Below are 15,940 nucleotides of genomic sequence, written 5' to 3' on the forward strand. Positions count from 1 at the left end.
CATCTGCTGTATCCCTTGCTACACAATGGCTATACCCGCTCTGTCCCCCCGTTAGGTCTCAAACCCTTGGAAACCTATCTGTAAGTGGGGTGTAGTTGAGTATGAAAATTATCAGCCTATTAGCTGCGATCGCAATATTTCTAATCTCGGCTTGTTCCAATCAATCCGCGTCAACACCACTAAAGGTGACCATACATTTGACTGATACCAAAGGCATTGGTAAAGAAATTGGCATTGTCAAAGCAACCGAAACCGAGAAGGGTCTGCAGCTAACCTCGAATCTGTCTGGATTAACTCCTGGAGAACATGGCTTCCATGTCCATGCAAAGCCCAATTGTGGTCCAGCCCAGAAGGAAGGTAAAGTAGTTCCTGGCTTAGCTGCTGGTGGTCATTATGATCCAGAAAATACCGGCAAACATGAAGGACCATTCGGTAACGGTCATTTAGGTGATTTGCCAAGGCTAGTGGTTAATCAACAGGGTGTTGCTAACACTCCAGTAGTAGCCCCACGGTTAAAGGTTGCTGACCTTAAGGGTCACTCTCTGATCATTCACGCCCAAGGTGACAATTATTCAGATACTCCCAAACCCTTGGGAGGGGGTGGTGCTCGAGCGGCTTGCGGTGTAATTTAGCCACAGTCTTGTGCTTTTCAGTTAACGGGTAAGCATTCAGCTATCAGCTATCAGCTATCAGCTATCAGCTTATGGGCTATGGGCAAGCTACTTGATTTGTAAGCATTCAGCCATCAGCCGTGAGCTTTTAGCTCACCCGTGCGCGTTCAGCGGTCAGCTTATTTTATTCAAAAGCACCTCAAGGAGGTTACGCTATGGGCAGAAACTGTGCCACGGTACTGTTCGCACCTCAAGCAGCTTGGCCACAGGCCAAGGGTGCACGTAGCGCAATCGGTGCTTTTCAATAAAAGAGGTAAGCATTCGTTTAATCTTGAGTTATGGGAAGCTGACGGCTGACAGCTGACGGCTGTTGGCGTAGCCTGCGCGTAGCGCATATGCTTACAGAATTTTGGATCAGCTTACTATTGGTTTTAATCAGTTCTTGTTGTTCTGGCCAGAATAATGTTGGTAATTCATCTATAGGAAACCACCCCAGCTGGTAACTGAGATGTGGATCAGTAGGAGTACCGTCAACTTGGTCAGTAATGAACAGAAAATAGTAAGTCTTTTTCCAACACTGTTTGGCAAAGTCTAATCGTTCCTTAATATGAAATCCGGCTAAATAGTTACTGTTAAGCCTTGGCATCCTGCCACCAGTGAAAATGGGTGAGTCCCCGGATCAACTCAGGCTGTTTTAGTAGTACGCAACACCGATTACATAGAAGTTGCTCTAACTCAAAGATGTTCTCAAAGGTTCGGTTAGCAATCGGCTCATCCAAGATTGACCAAAGACGTTCTGCAGGTTGCAACTCAGGGGAGTAAGGGGGAAGAAACTCTAAATGTAATCCTTCTGGTAGCACGATATCCTGACCGGTGTGCCAACCGGCTTGGTCAACAGTTAAAATAACGTGTTTATTTTGGCCTAAGCTGAAATGTTGGGCAAAGTCAGCCAGGACTTGATTGAACAGTTGAATGTTTACTCTCGGTAACAACCACCAATAGGTTTGACCCGAAGCTGGATGCACAAAACCCCATACCCAAACCCACTCATAGCGCCACTGCACTTTGGCAATAGGGGTTTCCCACCAGGGAACCCAGAGGCGGCGCACCATAGGTTTGAGTCCAACTCGATGTTCGTCCATCGCCCACAACTCAATCTCTGCCCCCGGGTGCTGCTGCTGTAACTGCTCTACTCGCTCAGGCAGTTTTTTTTCCAGGCTTCTTGCTTGATGGGATCTTGCTGTTGATGCTCCGGACGGGGCAGCCGTAGCCGAAACTCCATCTGCTTGAGATATTCCCAACCTCGTTGAGGCGCAACCGGACGGTCGAGCACTCGACTCATCCAATCAGCTACCTTACGACCATTCCACAACCCGCTCTCATCCACAGGGGCTTCTATAGCTTGTAGGAGTTGGGCTTGTTGAATCTCGTCGAGTAAAGGTTCGGCTCCACGATTATGATGCCGACCATCACCTACCCCGGCTTCCCCCTGTTGGTTGTAGCGCTTGGCAATCACCCGTATCCAGCGCAATGAATACCCTGTTGCCTCTCGCACCTCTTCGGTCTGCTTACCTTTTGCCAGCAACCACAGGATTTGGTATTGGCTGCGTTCTACAGCATCACTGGCTTGACGATACCGTTCTTCCAATTCCTCACAACTAAGATGAGGTAATAGGCTCAGCCGTTTGGGCATAGATCTTTCCCGACTCACTCTATACAATAAGTCTACACCCGGATTTGATATAACTCCCAGTTCAGCAATAAATTTCAGGTCATTTAAGCCCGCTTCTTCCGCAATTTCTCGCTCTGCCGCCTCTAAAATGCTTTCTCCTGGTTCTACATGACCTTTGGGTAAGACGTATTCAAGTCTATTGCCTTCTTGAACTAGAGCAATGTATATCTGCTGCTCCCAACGGCGGGCAACAATACCACCAGCGGAGGTAGCCTCAGAAACTCCAGGTGGTCGTTGGTACCAAGTTTCATCAATAATCATTTTTACAGCAGTTTTCAATTGGGTGAGGTACAAATTCTTGGCTTTTAGGGAGTAGGGAGTAGGGAGTAGGGAGTAGGTAAGAGGTAAGATGGAAAAACTCCTGTGTACCTGATAGCTATGAAAAACGCTGTATCATTCTTGGTTGTTCGTCAATTTAAAATTGGAATGAAAATTGTTAATTGACCATTTAAAGTTGTCAATTAACAATTAACACTTAACACTTAACTAATCTATACTCCCTACTCCCTGTTCCCAGATCTGCTGTTCCCTATTCCCTGTTCCCTATTCCCTAATATCTATGGCATTAAGGCGCGAATCTCATCTAACTTAGCACGCACTTTCTGGATATCTTGCCACATCAGCCACTTTGGACTACCTTGATCTCGTTTGGGATTCCGCAGTAGGTAAGCAGGATGGAGAATTGGCATACACCACTTATGCCCTTCCCATTCCATCCAGGTACCCCGAATCTTAGTAATCCCCTTCTTGTTACCAGTTAAGCCTTTTACCGCTGTGGCACCAGTGAACAGAATAATTTGGGGGTCTACTAGGCGAATTTGCTCCAACAAGTAAGGTTTGCACGCTTCAATTTCATCAGGAGTAGGGGTGCGGTTACCAGGAGGTCGGCACTTGACCATATTACAAATATATACATCTTGTTCACTATCGATTTTCACAGATGCCAAAATTTTCTCCAACAGTTGCCCTGCTCTGCCTACAAAGGGCTTACCAGTCTCATCTTCTTGTTTACCCGGTCCTTCCCCAATAATCATAATTAGGGCATTAGGGTTGCCACGTCCAATAACAGCCTGAGTGCGGGTAGCTCCTAATTCGCACCGTTGGCAAGATTGACAGTGTTCTGTCAAGGATTCCATGGTGTCGTAAGTGCCAGGAGGAATAGGGATTTTGGCATCAGTGGGGATTAGCTCCCTTTGGACATTGTTCGGCTGTGATGGGGTTAACTCTGACTCGTCAAAAAGACTAAGTTGTTCTCCGTTGGACATGAGGACTCACAGAAATTGTTCCAGGCATAAGGCACCTTACTACTAATAGTAGATTCAGGAGATTGTGAGCAACTAATTATTACAATTCTTTCTTTTGATACAGTAATCTTGACAAAAATCGGTAATTATAATATAAGTCAGGCAACTTCATACCGGAGGAAGCCATGTACACTGCCCCGCTGTTTAGCGATCGCGCTGATGCCGGTGAGCAGCTCGCTCAAGCACTTATCCCCCTGGTGAGCAAGCTGCACGCTACAGGTATTGATGCAACGCCTATTGTATATGCACTACCTCGGGGGGGTATCCCAGTAGCAGCACCAGTAGCTCGGGCACTGGATTGTCCACTAGATATTGTAGTGGCAAAAAAAATTACCACGGCTCGCAACCCAGAATTAGCAATCGGTGCGGTGACTTCCTCGGGAGTTGTACTTTGGTCTGGGCAAAGGCGATGGCGAAACAAAAATGCTCAATGGCAGGAAATAGTATTAGCTCAAGCTCAAGAAAAAGCCCAAGCTCAGCTAGCTCAACTGCAACCGGGTTGTCCGAAAACCAATCCTACTGGTGCCCTAGCGTTGCTGGTTGATGATGGCATTGCTACTGGAATGACTATAGCAGCAGCAACGGAAGCAGTAAAAGCCCACAATCCAGCACAGGTTTGGATTTGCACACCAGTGGCACCAGGAGGATTAATACCCTGGTTATCACAATGGTGCGATCGCATGGTGATCTTACGGACACCGGAACCCTTTCTAAGTGTCAGCCGCTTCTACCTCAAATTTCCTCAAGTTAAAACCGAGGAAGCTCTAAGCTATTTACAGGAGATTGGGTGGGTCGGCGGGGTTTCCCCCGCTTCGCCCCCTAAGCACCGTGCGAGCAAGTCTCCAAGCACACGGCGCACCTAATTCCTTTGGAACACGTTATTTTAGCGACTACTTTTTCTTCGATTTCCGGTTTTGTGCCTTTTGGTTTTTGTTCCGGTTCTTAGAGGGTGTTTTGAACCCTTTCCTTAACATCTTTTGGATTTCGGGTTTTGTCGCACCCAAGGCATGTATGGAGTAGTGGCAGTCTTCGTGTAGATAGATTAGGTTATCATATTTATCAAGACCACCTAGTTGTTTGGGAATAATGTGGTGTAGATGCACATTGTTGTATTCCCCTAGGTTTTGCTGACAGACGGGGCATTGGTATCCTTGTCTGTTAGCTATTTTGTCTTTTCCGGTGGTTAGTCTCTTCTTGGCTGTTTTTTCACTTTGTTTCTCTTCCCTTTCTTTCCAATACTCGGTGAGTGTTGGATTGTCGGGGGATTTATCGTATGAAACTAGTATATGTCTCTGGATTGGTGTCCAGGCAAACTTTTCCAAGTAGATTTCTCCGTCTCCAAATACCCAATTATCCTCTCTTCCTGGGCAATATTTTCCGAAATATTTCTCGTTTACCCAGTCGTGAGATTTTTTGGCGTGCTTCCGTCTTGCCCACCTCTGTAACTTCCAGAACATGTATGAATCTAATTCAGAAAAGATTTCTTTGGATACCGTGCCATTGTGATAATTGCTCCATCCCCTTACTATTGAGTTGATTTTGCCAATTAACGTTCTCTGGGTTAGGCTTTTTCCTCTTTTGAATTCTTCTCTTAATTTCTTCTTGATTTTGTCTACACTTTTCCCGGAAGGTTTGATTAGGGTTATTAGCCCTGTCTTTTTCCCTGATGTTTGATACTTCCTGAAGTTCCATCCTAAAAAGTCAAATCCTTTGGTTAGATGGCTTATCTTTGTTTTCTCCTCAGACAATGTTAGTCCTTTTTTGGATAACCATTTCGTTGTGATTTCCTTAGCTTTCGCTGCATCTTCCTCGCTTTCGGTTAGGATAACGAAGTCATCGGCAAAGCGGATGTATGTCCTTGGAGATATGTTGGCCCACCAACCTCCGTCTTTGCGCCTTTTATCTCTTCTCCATTTGTACTCTATACCCAATTCCTCCTCTAGTCCGTGTAGGGCGATATTAGCCAGTAATGGACTTATTATTCCGCCTTGGGGAGTTCCTTCCTCTGTGTTGTAGTATACGTCTTTATCGACGTATCCAGCCTTAAGCCAATCCTTGATCAGGTTGGTTGCTGGGAAGTTCCCTATGGCTTCTAGGAGAGGTAGGTGTGCTATGTTGTCGAAGCATCCTGAGATGTCCGCATCTAGTACCCACCATTTCCTGTTATTTTCTCCATTGATGTTTTGGAATATCCTTTGTCTTGCGTCATGGGTACTCCTACCCGGTCTAAATCCGTATGATACAGGTTCAAACCTGGCTTCCCATGATGGTTCTAGTGCATTTTTGACGATGCCTTGTAGACATCTATCCGTGATGCTTGGTATTCCTAGTGGCCTTTTCTTCCCGTTGGACTTGGGGATGTAGATGCGTTTGGTTGGGATGGGTTTCCAGGCTTTATAGTTTCTGAGGGAATCGACCATTTCCCCTCTTTCCGCCGGTGTTATCTTGGTCTGTTTATCTATTCCTGCGGTCTTTTTTCCACTATTTATTTGAGTAGCCTGTTTGACAGAAGTGAGTGTATTGGAGTGGCTACGAAGCATTAACCTTTGTAGCTTATTGACTTTCTTCCAATTGCCTTCACGTGTCGCCTTGAAAATTCTACGTCTAAGTTTCCTGACCATCCTATAGGCACGTTTCCAATCGGTTGTGTGCCAGTCGGTGGCTTGTTTAGTTACGATACCGTTACCCGAAGGTTTCGATTCAATCTTTTCCATGTACAATGTAGGTCTTATCGTATTATTTCCTTGACTCGGAATTAGTTCTGAAATTCAGCACTCTGCACGAGTTGAGGGATTTCCCTCTATCCAGTCAGTTATGCGGTTGTCCGTTTTCCTGTTTCCTTTCGGTCACTGGCTTTTGCTTGGTTCAGTCTTCTACCGGGCTGAGAGTTATACCGCTTCTTGGGATTTGGCTACCAATATCAATCGACCTAGATATTGGACTCAACCTCGGCTTACCCGGTTATGCTCATTAGAGGTGCGATTCTAAGGTTGCCGTCTCTACACCGAGTCCACTGTGGGATTCTGATTGCCCCGTCAAGGAGAGGCTAATCCGGGAGCTGTTATCCCCATTGTCGTTTGATCAGGGATATTGCTTATTACGATGCCTTATAACAACGGTTCCTAATTGTCAACCCTTTGATTCTTTCCCTGCCATTGGTCACCTTCCCGACATCTCAGTTTCTTTCTGGCTTTACCCTCTAGCTGTGAAACCCACTGATTCGGGAGTAACCTAGTCGTGAACCGGGTTATCCATCTCAGTACGCTCCTTTGGGTGGGAACAAGACTGAATCCTAGTCTTGGAAAGGCTCTTACCCCTTTCACTCTGCATGAGCACCTTCATCGGTCGCCCCTTGACTGTAAACATACCAGAACTCAGGCTTTCAAGCAACTCCTGGTCGAGATGCCAGGAACGCCTAGACAGATGAGTGGGAGGCTTAACTCCAATTGCTGACCACCACTCCTCCCTCAGGCAACAACAAATTGCACCTTGACCGTTTGTGCGGCTTGCTCCAACTAGGAACCTAGAGAAACTCCAGGGGTATGAGTTGGGAGAATCGCGAGGATAACACCTCAAAATTCTTAACTATCTAACGGATGTGGGTGAAAATCCCACCCATGAGGAGACATGTGACTCCCTACCTGGCCACACCGAGAAAGCGACAACTTTCAGAGTGAAGCTGGCGACAGGGCACAATCAGACCGAAGCAGATAAGGACACTGGTGCTAAAGGGGAAGGTGACATGGGTAAACAGATTCTAGAAAAGTGTCTAACAAGGGAGCCACAATCTGAACAAAATATGTGGACTCTACTATCTCATTCTCACAGTGTTTTAAACGGGATAACTGTAAACTCCGAGAAGATAGTAGGCAAAATGAATCGCCCTAAATCACCAGAATAATCCGATAGATGGAACAAGTAAAAACGACAGCATTAATAGGTCTGAGGATAGGTCGTCACCTCGGTAAGTTATGTCAAACTTAATCCCTACTGTCGGGTAGGATGCAGGCGTGCGATTCGTTGACTAGAAATCTTGCCCATCAAGGGTTTAGGAGGATTAGTCGCAAGGAAGAAAGAACCTTGACAACTTGATAACCATGATGGTGAAAGACCATCCCTCGTGAAATCCGAGTGACAGCCCTACCCTGGTTCATGGGAACTAACAAAACCCATGGATTGAAAGCAAGGGTCGAACAGCGAAGCGGAACCAATCCAGGGAAAGTTAGTAGCAGGCAAAAGACTCATGGGTACGCAAGGAAGGCATGTTTGAATCATCGACACCTACACGTGGCGAAATGGATTGATACGCCACAGACAAAAAGTCAAACGGAATAAAGGATAGTTAGTTGCCCGCTTAACTATTGATTTCCCTAGAAATAAAATTCCCGGTGAACAATGCCGCCCTAAAAGTCTACAGAATGGTTATCAGGAACGAAGTAACCCCCACTTGTACTCTCAGAAAGGTCGAACATTCTGAGTAGGTAGTTAACCGTAAGTCATCTGGGGGAGAGATAGAGTCAGAAGCCAATGCCTAGGGTAATACCTATGGATATGCCAACGGACTCACGTTACAGGAATAGGTGTAGTTGTAAGTAGTAATGAAGAAGTCTAAAACTCGGGGATTCAACCCACAGTCGGAATGGAACAAGGTCAACTGGCGAAAGCTAGAAATAACCGTGTTCAAGTTACAAAAACGAATATACCAAGCCTCACAGCGTGACGATGTTCGCGTGGTACGTAAATTACAAAAGACCCTGATGAAGTCTTGGTCAGCCAAAATGATTGCGGTCAGGCGGGTAACCCAAGAGAACAAAGGCAAGAAAACTGCTGGAATAGACGGGATTAAAACCTTAAATGGTAAACAGCGTCTGGCCTTAGTAGCTAACCTGGAAATCTCAAGAAAAGCCAAACCAACTAGAAGGGTATGGATTCCAAAACCCGGACAGAAGGAAAAACGCCCACTAGGAATCCCAACAATGCATGACCGCGCCCTACAAGCACTAGTCAAACAAGCACTAGAGCCTGAATGGGAGGCTAAATTTGAACCTAACTCCTATGGGTTCAGACCAGGACGCTCATGTCATGATGCCATCGAAGCAATATTTAATGGAATCTGCAAAAAACCTAAATGGGTACTAGACGCCGATATCTCCAAATGTTTCGATAAAATCAATCACGATGTTCTTCTCACGAAATTAAACACCTATCCATCCTTGAGGCGATTAATTAAATCTTGGTTAAAAGCTGGTGTGATGGATAATAACACATTCTCAGAAACCGAAGAAGGCACACCACAAGGAGGAGTAATATCACCTCTCCTCGCGAACATAGCCCTTCATGGAATGGAAACAATAATTAAGACTTATATCGGAAATAAAAAGAACAAAAAAGGAGAAAAACTAGGAAAAGCTCAAAAGATGAGAGGTATAAGTCTAATTAGATATGCGGATGATTTTGTCATCATGCACAAAGACCAAACCATAATAGAAGAATGTCAGAGAATCATCAGTGAATGGCTAAAAGACATAGGGTTGGAATTAAAGCCCAGTAAGACAAAGATAACTCACACTTCGGAAGGATTCAATTTCCTAGGATTCAACATCCGACAATATCCAGCCGGAAAAAACCATTCAAAACTAGGCTTTAAAACCATCATCAAACCATCCAAGGAAAAAGTTCTAGAACACTATAGGCAGCTTGCTGACATAATCGACCGTCACAAAGCTGCCCCTCAGGCTGCCCTAATCAGCCGACTCTCACCTGTCATACGAGGATGGTGTAATTACAACAAAGCTGTTTGTAGTAAAGAAACCTTCAAAGACCTCGAATGCATGCTCTGGAACAAACTCCAAAGATGGGGATACAGGCGACATCCAAACAAATCAAAAACCTGGGTAATCAATAAATATTGGGGAACCGTAGAAAAAGACAACTGGACGTTCACAGACGGAAAGAGTTACCTCTTGAAACATGCCAAAACGAAAATCGTCCGGCACATCAAAGTCAAGAACACCACAAGTCCATTCAACGGAAACTTAATATATTGGAATTCCAGAATGGGAAAACATCCTGAAATAAACAGTCAAAAAGGAAGACTACTTAAAAAACAAAAAGGAAAATGCTCCCATTGTGGCCTTACCTTCAGGGATGGAGATTTAATAGAAAAACACCACATAATACCACGCGCACTCGGTGGAGAAGACCTAGACAAAAATATGGAACTACTCCACCTGCATTGTCACGATGTCAAACATGGAACGAAATCTAATTCACTGAATCTAGATGAAAATCCATTCTAGAGGTGCCACTGACAAGGATTGTACTGTAATGAGGAGCCGGATGAGGGGAAACTTTCACGTCCGGTTCTGGAGACGAGTCAGCTGTGAGGTGACTCCCTGGCTTAGTTTAATGGAAACTGCCTGCGGGTATCCAGAATACACAAATCAACGAAGAGTACAGGTAGACACATGTCAAACCGATATAGTGACCTATGGAAAAGACAAAATTGGAAACAACTCCGACGGAACCTTTTTCGCCTACAGAGAAGAGTGTACAAAGCAGTTCGAAACGGTGACTTGAGGAAAGCTCGGTCTCTACAAAAACTGATTCTGAAATCTCGCGCAGCACAACTTCTAGCCATCCGTCAAGTGACACAGCTCAATAAAGGCAAGAAGACTGCCGGTGTGGATGGGAAGACAGCCCTAACATACAAAGAGCGAATTGAACTACTGTATGAATTGAACCACTATGGCCTTGTCTGGAAACATAGCGGACTTCGCGAAATCCCAATTCCAAAAAAGAATGGGAAAGTAAGGATTCTTAAGGTACCCACAATCGCCGATAGAGCATGGCAATGTCTAGCCAAATACGCTCTCGAACCCGCCCACGAAGCAACTTTTCACGCCCGGAGTTACGGGTTTAGGACTGGACGCAGTGCCCATGATGCCCAAAAACATGTGTTCAATAATTTAAGGTCACAATCCAATGGCATCAATAAGAGAGTAATTGAATTAGATATTAAAAAGTGTTTTGACCGTATCTCCCATAAGTCCATCATGGATAGATTGCTAGCCCCAGCTAGTCTGAAGAAGGGGATTTTCAGATGTTTAAAAGCTGGCATCAATCCGGAATTCCCTGAACAAGGAACACCCCAAGGAGGTGTGGTTAGCCCACTCTTAGCCAACATTGCACTGGATGGAATAGAGGCAATTCACCCCAGCGTCCGATATGCAGACGACATGGTGATATTCCTCAAACCAGAGGATAACGCAGAAAAGGTACTGGACAAAATCAAGACCTTTTTAGCAGAACGTGAGATGGAAATCAGTCAAGAAAAGACCAAGATTACCAAAACGACAGATGGCTTTGACTTCCTAGGTTGGAGAATGTATGTTCAAAAACATAACGGAAAATTCCGGAGTATTCCCTCAGTGGAAAATCACCGAAGTATCCGAAAGAAGATTAAAACCATAGTCAACAACTCGAATTATGGCGCTGAAGTAAAGGCACAAAAACTAGCCCCCGTGATCAGGGGATGGAGAAACTACCACAAATGGTGTGACATGAGCAGCGCAAGAGATTCCTTGTGGTTCATGAACAAGACCGCCAACCGTAAATTCCGAAAAGAGAAGAAAGTCAACAGGTATAAAGCCAACAAACTTTGTAACAAGGCTTTGCCATCCGTAGGATACGAACAGAACGGACACAAAATGGTAGCAGGAACCAACTCCCCCTATAACGGGAAAACAGTGTACTGGAGTCAAAGAAACTCCAAGCTATACAGTGATGCTACAGCAATAGCCTTGAAAAGGCAACGCCATTCCTGTGGACATTGTGGATTAAAGTTCATAGACGAAGAGTCCGTGCAACTCCATCACATAGATGGGAACCACGACAACTGGAAGTCTAAGAACCTAATGGCAGTACATCACAGCTGTCACCAACAAATCCACTGGAGCAAACCGAAAGGACAGGATATCTAGGAGCCGTATGCGGTGAAAGTCGCACGTACGGATTTGAAGGAGAGGTGCCCTGGGTAATACCAGGCATCGACTCTAACTATACCGGATTATCCCGATTAATTACGGTTTAAGAGTATCTCAAATCCCCCAACCCAGCGCGGTGATGGCAAATGTCCTACTGGGGCTTGGAGTTGGAACTCAAAGTCTTGATCTCGAAGATGGGAGTTGTGAAGGGGCCAGCTGATGGAATTGACCTAAGGTCACGCTACGCGAAGGCAAAACCTATAGTAACGAAAGTTGTTAGTTATAGCGCTACGGGCTGGGAATAGGGAAGATTCCTGTTATGAGTTCCCTGTTCTGAGTTGCCTGTTCAACACTTATGGGATAATTGATCGCTCTTTATCTTACTTATTGCTGAGTTTAAAGTTCTAGTTCACATTGACTAAATACATAATTAATTGCTGAATACAGTCTCTCTAAATCAGAAATTGTATAATTGTTAATTTCTCTAGTGTAGAGATTAGCTTTGAGTTTGCCAAACTGCCAAACTTGACCATTGGAAACAATTCCAAATATAGTTTGATCAGATTGGTCATTAAGCTTTTGAATTGCCACCATTTCTGCTAAACATTGACCCCACCCCTTAATAAAATCATCCTTTTTGGCTTCTACGGCTACAAAATAAGGCTTTTCAAAAATTTGTTTGCCAAGGGGTGACCGCTTTGCTAAAATATAATCGGGTATTCCCGTGAGCTGTTGATCATAGGTTATTGGTTTATGACTCCACAGCGTAAATTTATCTCGATACTGTCTGTATACTTCTTTTAAGAGCGGAAAAATAATCGCTTCACAAATAGCATACTCTGACTCTTCAACGGTAAATTCTCGAAGACAAAACTCTAAATCTTCTTTAAACGCTTCTCTGATTACAGTGTCAGTTTCCAGGATATAATTGGCTTCAGTAGCAGTAATTGTAAATTCTTGGAGTACTTCGCCAATCGTTTTATAGGAATCAAAGGACATGAGGAAATTTAGAATTTAGAATTTAGAATTTAGAATTTAGAATTGGGAATCGGGAATCGGGAATCGGGAATCGGGAATCGGAACCCACCCCTAACCCCTCCCAGGAGGGGAACGGGAATCGGGAATTGGGATTAGCCACGATAACACCACACTCCCCATCACCCCATCACCCCATCACCCCATCTCCCCATCTTCCCACAGTCACTACACTTTCCGCGCCACTTCTGCAAGAGGTCTAGTGTTAGCAACTGCTGCCAAAAACTGAGTCAGTTGTGCTGGAATTTGATCGTGGACAATTTGGCGGTATTCAAGGAAATGTTCCAGATAGGCATGATCGCTAAGATAGCGTTTCCATACCTGAGGATTGTGCCTGAGGATAGAAAAAAGTTGACCCCAGAATTGGAAGCGGGTTTGGCGCTTGATGCCATTGCGCCAGATAATAATTAGCAGTGCCCAGAAATAGATAAATTTTGGCATTACTAATTTAGGCTGATAGGGTTTCGGCTTCATATTTAAGTAGTGCCGATAAAGTCTGCCTAAATAGGATTCTGGTTTATATAATTCCCAGAAACAACTGACATATTCCTGAGCCAGTTGTTCTATCGGGCGAGTGGGGATAAAATTGGTCAGGGTTGTCTGATTGATATTTTCCTCATTGCCTTCTAGCAAACGCCCCTCTTGTTTGAGCCGATGCCAAAGGGCGGTATTGGGCAAGGCTTGTAACATAGTGACATCCTCCCGACGCTGAATCAGAGATTACAGCGCGGGCTTCTTAACCTCACAGTTAAGAGTTCCTGCGTAGCACTTATCTAGATTTAAAATCCCCGATAGTACGCTCTCAGCAGGCGGTTTCCTTTCCCCAATAGTCCTTGGGTACTTTTGAATCCCACGATTACGAATCACTTCGGCACTGGCAACATCTCGGTTATTGGAGTAGCTGCATTCTTTACAGGTATGCCAACGAATTGAAAGGTTATTATCCCACTCCGCACCACAGTTAGGGCATTGTTTTGATGTCCCCCGATGGTCTACTGTGGCAAAAAACTTTCCTCGCTTCCAACAAACCCATTTCAACAACTCTCTGAACTGACCAAAACTGGCATCTAGAGAATGCTTTCCAAGAAACCCTTTAGCCATGACTCGGTAATCAATATCCTCTACAAAAATAGAATCTGCTTGGTCACAGAGAGTATGAGCTACTTTGAGTTGCCAGTCTTGGCGAGTATTGTTAATTTTGTGGTGTAATCGTGCGATTTTAATTTGGACTTTCTCCCAATTCTTAGACCGCTTCTGTTTTCGAGACTCTCTACGTTGCAGCAATTTAAGCTCGCGTTGTAAGTCTACAAAAAACTTCTGTCTAGGAATTTTTAATCCATCTGATGTTGCCAAGAAATCAATCAATCCAACGTCTATTCCGATTGCTCGCCCAAAAGACGGTGGATCGGGAACAGAAACATCTGCTTGAATCGTTATGACAACAAACCATTTTGTTCCTCGACATCTTGACACAACTCTCACACCTTTAATCTTGAATCCATCAGGGATTTCTCGGTGTAAGTTGATGTCTACAAGTCCCATCTTGGGAAGTTTAATTTTATTTCCCTTGAGGGGATTAGCAGGAAACTGAGGAAACAAAAAGGATTGATATCGCCCATACTTTTTAAAACGTGGAAAACCTCGCCCTCTCTGTCTGAACGACTCCCAGGAATTATGTAAACGTTTGACAACGTCTTGAGTGACTTGAGAATGAACTTCCTTCAGGTCAGTTTCGGTTTTTTTCCACTGCGTTAACTGTCGTTTTTGTGACCTATAACCCGGGAATGGAATGTCTGGAGACATAATATATTCCCGTATGAGCGAACATCTATCAATCGAACACTTACGACTATTCATCCAGTCCTTTAAGTCTCGCAAACAACGGTTATAAAGTCGTCTGCAAGTTTCTAGCCAACTCAACATTAATTCCTGTTGAGCTGCATCTGGATAAATTCGGTACGTGTAGTTCATGGTTAGTGCCATGTAAAATATCTTAGCACAAGCCAGGCGAATGATAAATGTTAATTTGCATAAACCCCGTCCCGGCTATCATCCCGACACCAAATCAAAGATTATGGTGCGGGGCTTCTCGCCGGGGTAGCTAAAAACAGGATGGGGAATGGCGGTTGCTTCTACAAAATCGATAATGCGATCGCCTGCTCCTGGTTTTTCCCCATCCAAGCCAATAATAAATCCAGCCATCACTCGCAAACCTGCCCGATTAATTTTCTCAACCGCATCTCGTAAGGGTTGACGGGTGTTGTGGTGTTTTTTGGTCAGGGTCAAGCTATCAGTATCTGGTGTTTCAATTCCCACAAACACTGAACTAAAATTGGCAGCAATCATCAAGTCCAACAGTTCATCATCTTCGGCCAGATTCAAGGAAGCTTCTGTGGACAAATGAAACGGGTAACCATGCTCTGCCATCCAGAGAGCCAGTTCCTGCAACAGAACCTTGACATGGCGTTTATTGCCAATAAAATTATCATCAACTATAAATACAGGAAGCCGCCAACCCAAATTATAGAGAGTTTGCAATTCAGCCAATACTTGAGCTGGGGTTTTCGTGCGCGGTTTACGGCCATATCGCACAGAGATGTCACAGAACTCGCACTGGAAAGGACAACCACGGGAAAACTGTACCGACATCTCACTATAAGCATCCAATTCCATTGACACTCCCCGCCCTGGAAGGACGGGGATTCTTGCTTGGCCTTTGGCCACGCTACGCGAACAACGGGGTGACTTGTTATCCCTTGCCGGAGCCAGGAAAAATAGAGGTCTCCTCTCCACAAGCGTATTTGGTCTATGACCTAGGTTTCGGTGTGCCCCACCGTACCTAAAATAGTTAACAAATTTAAGTTAACAAATTTAGATAACAAATCTAGATGAACATTTTTTTTATCAAAGACTTTCATAAACGTCCAAATCGTTAGACTTGATTGTGCAACATGATTATCTCAAAACATGTTTTTTACACTGTCTACTTATTCAAGATCATGTTTATCTAGAACATTAATTGTTTTTTTGTTATGTTTTTATCTTAACACGGTGCGATCAAACTGTCAATACATAGATGCTCCTTTGGAGCCGCCAAAGGCGAACAAAAAAAAGCCGTCCTGTAAGGACCTATGCTTTATAAACATATTTCTTTACAAAAAACTTGACAAATTTTAGGAATTATGAATAGGAAATAAATAGGGCTGGCTGCATGAAGGCAGAAGGCATACCCGACAAGGCTTTCAAGCCTTTTTTCCAAAACAAAGTGCCAGG

The 15,940-nt window shown here is 44.4% G+C and carries 13 protein-coding genes and 3 pseudogenes; 7 read left to right on the forward strand and 9 right to left on the reverse strand.

Annotated features, from left to right (window positions below; all coding sequences use genetic code 11):
* Nucleotides 1–101: 101 nt before the first annotated feature.
* Nucleotides 102–632: a superoxide dismutase family protein gene (gene sodC / locus BJP37_RS28370; RefSeq protein WP_075903855.1), complete on the forward strand. Its 531-nt coding sequence runs from the start codon at nt 102–104 to the stop codon at nt 630–632.
* A gap of 304 nt (nt 633–936) precedes the next feature.
* On the opposite strand, the gene BJP37_RS41645 is transcribed toward sodC, so the two are convergent.
* From BJP37_RS41645 to BJP37_RS28395, 4 genes and pseudogenes are all read right to left on the reverse strand, one after another.
* Complete coding sequence (locus BJP37_RS41645) at nt 937–1,257, reverse strand: NUDIX hydrolase (RefSeq protein WP_198954215.1); 321 nt, start codon at nt 1,255–1,257, stop codon at nt 937–939.
* A pseudogene (locus BJP37_RS35010) lies at nt 1,244–2,304 on the reverse strand (IS630 family transposase). Before BJP37_RS35010 ends, BJP37_RS41645 begins: the two are co-directional and overlap by 14 nt.
* Nucleotides 2,305–2,364: 60 nt before the next feature.
* Nucleotides 2,365–2,604: pseudogene (locus BJP37_RS35015) on the reverse strand (NUDIX domain-containing protein); the annotation flags it as partial.
* Nucleotides 2,605–2,900: 296 nt separating this feature from the next.
* Complete coding sequence (locus BJP37_RS28395) at nt 2,901–3,608, reverse strand: uracil-DNA glycosylase (RefSeq protein ID WP_075903857.1); 708 nt, start codon at nt 3,606–3,608, stop codon at nt 2,901–2,903.
* Between the two features lie 164 nt (nt 3,609–3,772).
* On the opposite strand from BJP37_RS28395, the gene BJP37_RS28400 reads away from it, so the two are divergent.
* Entirely contained in the window at nt 3,773–4,510 is a 738-nt protein-coding gene (locus BJP37_RS28400) for a phosphoribosyltransferase (protein ID WP_229415472.1), read from the forward strand.
* 27 nt (nt 4,511–4,537) lie between these two features.
* Here BJP37_RS28400 and ltrA (BJP37_RS28405) read toward each other — a convergent pair whose 3' ends face one another.
* A complete protein-coding gene (gene ltrA / locus BJP37_RS28405) occupies nt 4,538–6,361 on the reverse strand; it encodes a group II intron reverse transcriptase/maturase (protein WP_075903859.1) in 1,824 nt (607 codons plus the stop codon).
* 884 nt (nt 6,362–7,245) lie between these two features.
* Between ltrA (BJP37_RS28405) and BJP37_RS28410 the strand changes: the two genes are divergently transcribed.
* The 4 genes from BJP37_RS28410 (at nt 7,246) to BJP37_RS40210 (ending at nt 11,937) form a co-directional block, all read left to right on the forward strand.
* Nucleotides 7,246–7,548 (forward strand): hypothetical protein, encoded by a 303-nt coding sequence (locus tag BJP37_RS28410; protein WP_075903861.1) that lies wholly within the window; start codon nt 7,246–7,248, stop codon nt 7,546–7,548.
* A gap of 697 nt (nt 7,549–8,245) precedes the next feature.
* Nucleotides 8,246–9,946, forward strand: coding sequence for a group II intron reverse transcriptase/maturase (gene ltrA / locus BJP37_RS28415; RefSeq protein WP_075903863.1), 1,701 nt, complete (start codon nt 8,246–8,248; stop codon nt 9,944–9,946).
* 168 nt (nt 9,947–10,114) lie between these two features.
* Nucleotides 10,115–11,629 carry a group II intron reverse transcriptase/maturase gene (locus tag BJP37_RS28420; RefSeq protein WP_075903865.1) on the forward strand — a complete coding sequence of 505 codons (1,515 nt, stop codon included), beginning with the start codon at nt 10,115–10,117 and terminating at the stop codon, nt 11,627–11,629.
* Nucleotides 11,630–11,778: 149 nt separating this feature from the next.
* Nucleotides 11,779–11,937 (forward strand): hypothetical protein, encoded by a 159-nt coding sequence (locus tag BJP37_RS40210; protein WP_158069809.1) that lies wholly within the window; start codon nt 11,779–11,781, stop codon nt 11,935–11,937.
* Nucleotides 11,938–12,028: 91 nt separating this feature from the next.
* Here BJP37_RS40210 and BJP37_RS28425 read toward each other — a convergent pair whose 3' ends face one another.
* The 4 genes and pseudogenes from BJP37_RS28425 to BJP37_RS28440 all read right to left on the reverse strand — a co-directional run.
* Nucleotides 12,029–12,631 carry a hypothetical protein gene (locus BJP37_RS28425; protein WP_075903867.1) on the reverse strand — a complete coding sequence of 201 codons (603 nt, stop codon included), beginning with the start codon at nt 12,629–12,631 and terminating at the stop codon, nt 12,029–12,031.
* A gap of 204 nt (nt 12,632–12,835) precedes the next feature.
* Complete coding sequence (locus tag BJP37_RS28430; RefSeq protein ID WP_229415473.1) at nt 12,836–13,357, reverse strand: DUF4070 domain-containing protein; 522 nt, start codon at nt 13,355–13,357, stop codon at nt 12,836–12,838.
* Nucleotides 13,358–13,387: 30 nt separating this feature from the next.
* On the reverse strand, nt 13,388–14,638 hold the full coding sequence (locus BJP37_RS42960) for an RNA-guided endonuclease InsQ/TnpB family protein (protein WP_075906557.1): 1,251 nt from the start codon (nt 14,636–14,638) through the stop codon (nt 13,388–13,390).
* Nucleotides 14,639–14,734: 96 nt separating this feature from the next.
* Nucleotides 14,735–15,340, reverse strand: a pseudogene (locus BJP37_RS28440) (B12-binding domain-containing radical SAM protein); the annotation flags it as partial.
* On the opposite strand from BJP37_RS28440, the gene BJP37_RS40215 reads away from it, so the two are divergent.
* Entirely contained in the window at nt 15,340–15,510 is a 171-nt protein-coding gene (locus BJP37_RS40215) for a hypothetical protein (RefSeq protein ID WP_158069810.1), read from the forward strand. The pseudogene BJP37_RS28440 and the gene BJP37_RS40215 sit on opposite strands and share 1 nt — an antisense overlap.
* Nucleotides 15,511–15,940 lie beyond the last annotated feature (430 nt).

Origin of the sequence: Moorena bouillonii PNG (genome assembly GCF_001942495.1) — a bacterium.
GTDB lineage: Bacteria > Cyanobacteriota > Cyanobacteriia > Cyanobacteriales > Coleofasciculaceae > Moorena > Moorena bouillonii.

Bases quoted from the DNA above. Each gene is read 5' to 3' on its own strand.
- sodC (WP_075903855.1), top strand. From the start codon at position 102: ATGAAAATTATCAGCCTATTAGCTGCGATCGCAATATTTCTAATCTCG.
- BJP37_RS41645 (WP_198954215.1), bottom strand. From the start codon at position 1,257: ATGCCAAGGCTTAACAGTAACTATTTAGCCGGATTTCATATTAAGGAA.
- BJP37_RS28395 (WP_075903857.1), bottom strand. From the start codon at position 3,608: ATGTCCAACGGAGAACAACTTAGTCTTTTTGACGAGTCAGAGTTAACC.
- BJP37_RS28400 (WP_229415472.1), top strand. From the start codon at position 3,773: ATGTACACTGCCCCGCTGTTTAGCGATCGCGCTGATGCCGGTGAGCAG.
- ltrA (WP_075903859.1), bottom strand. From the start codon at position 6,361: ATGGAAAAGATTGAATCGAAACCTTCGGGTAACGGTATCGTAACTAAA.
- ltrA (WP_075903863.1), top strand. From the start codon at position 8,246: ATGAAGAAGTCTAAAACTCGGGGATTCAACCCACAGTCGGAATGGAAC.
- BJP37_RS28420 (WP_075903865.1), top strand. From the start codon at position 10,115: ATGTCAAACCGATATAGTGACCTATGGAAAAGACAAAATTGGAAACAA.
- BJP37_RS40210 (WP_158069809.1), top strand. From the start codon at position 11,779: ATGTCCTACTGGGGCTTGGAGTTGGAACTCAAAGTCTTGATCTCGAAG.
- BJP37_RS28425 (WP_075903867.1), bottom strand. From the start codon at position 12,631: ATGTCCTTTGATTCCTATAAAACGATTGGCGAAGTACTCCAAGAATTT.
- BJP37_RS28430 (WP_229415473.1), bottom strand. From the start codon at position 13,357: ATGTTACAAGCCTTGCCCAATACCGCCCTTTGGCATCGGCTCAAACAA.
- BJP37_RS42960 (WP_075906557.1), bottom strand. From the start codon at position 14,638: ATGAACTACACGTACCGAATTTATCCAGATGCAGCTCAACAGGAATTA.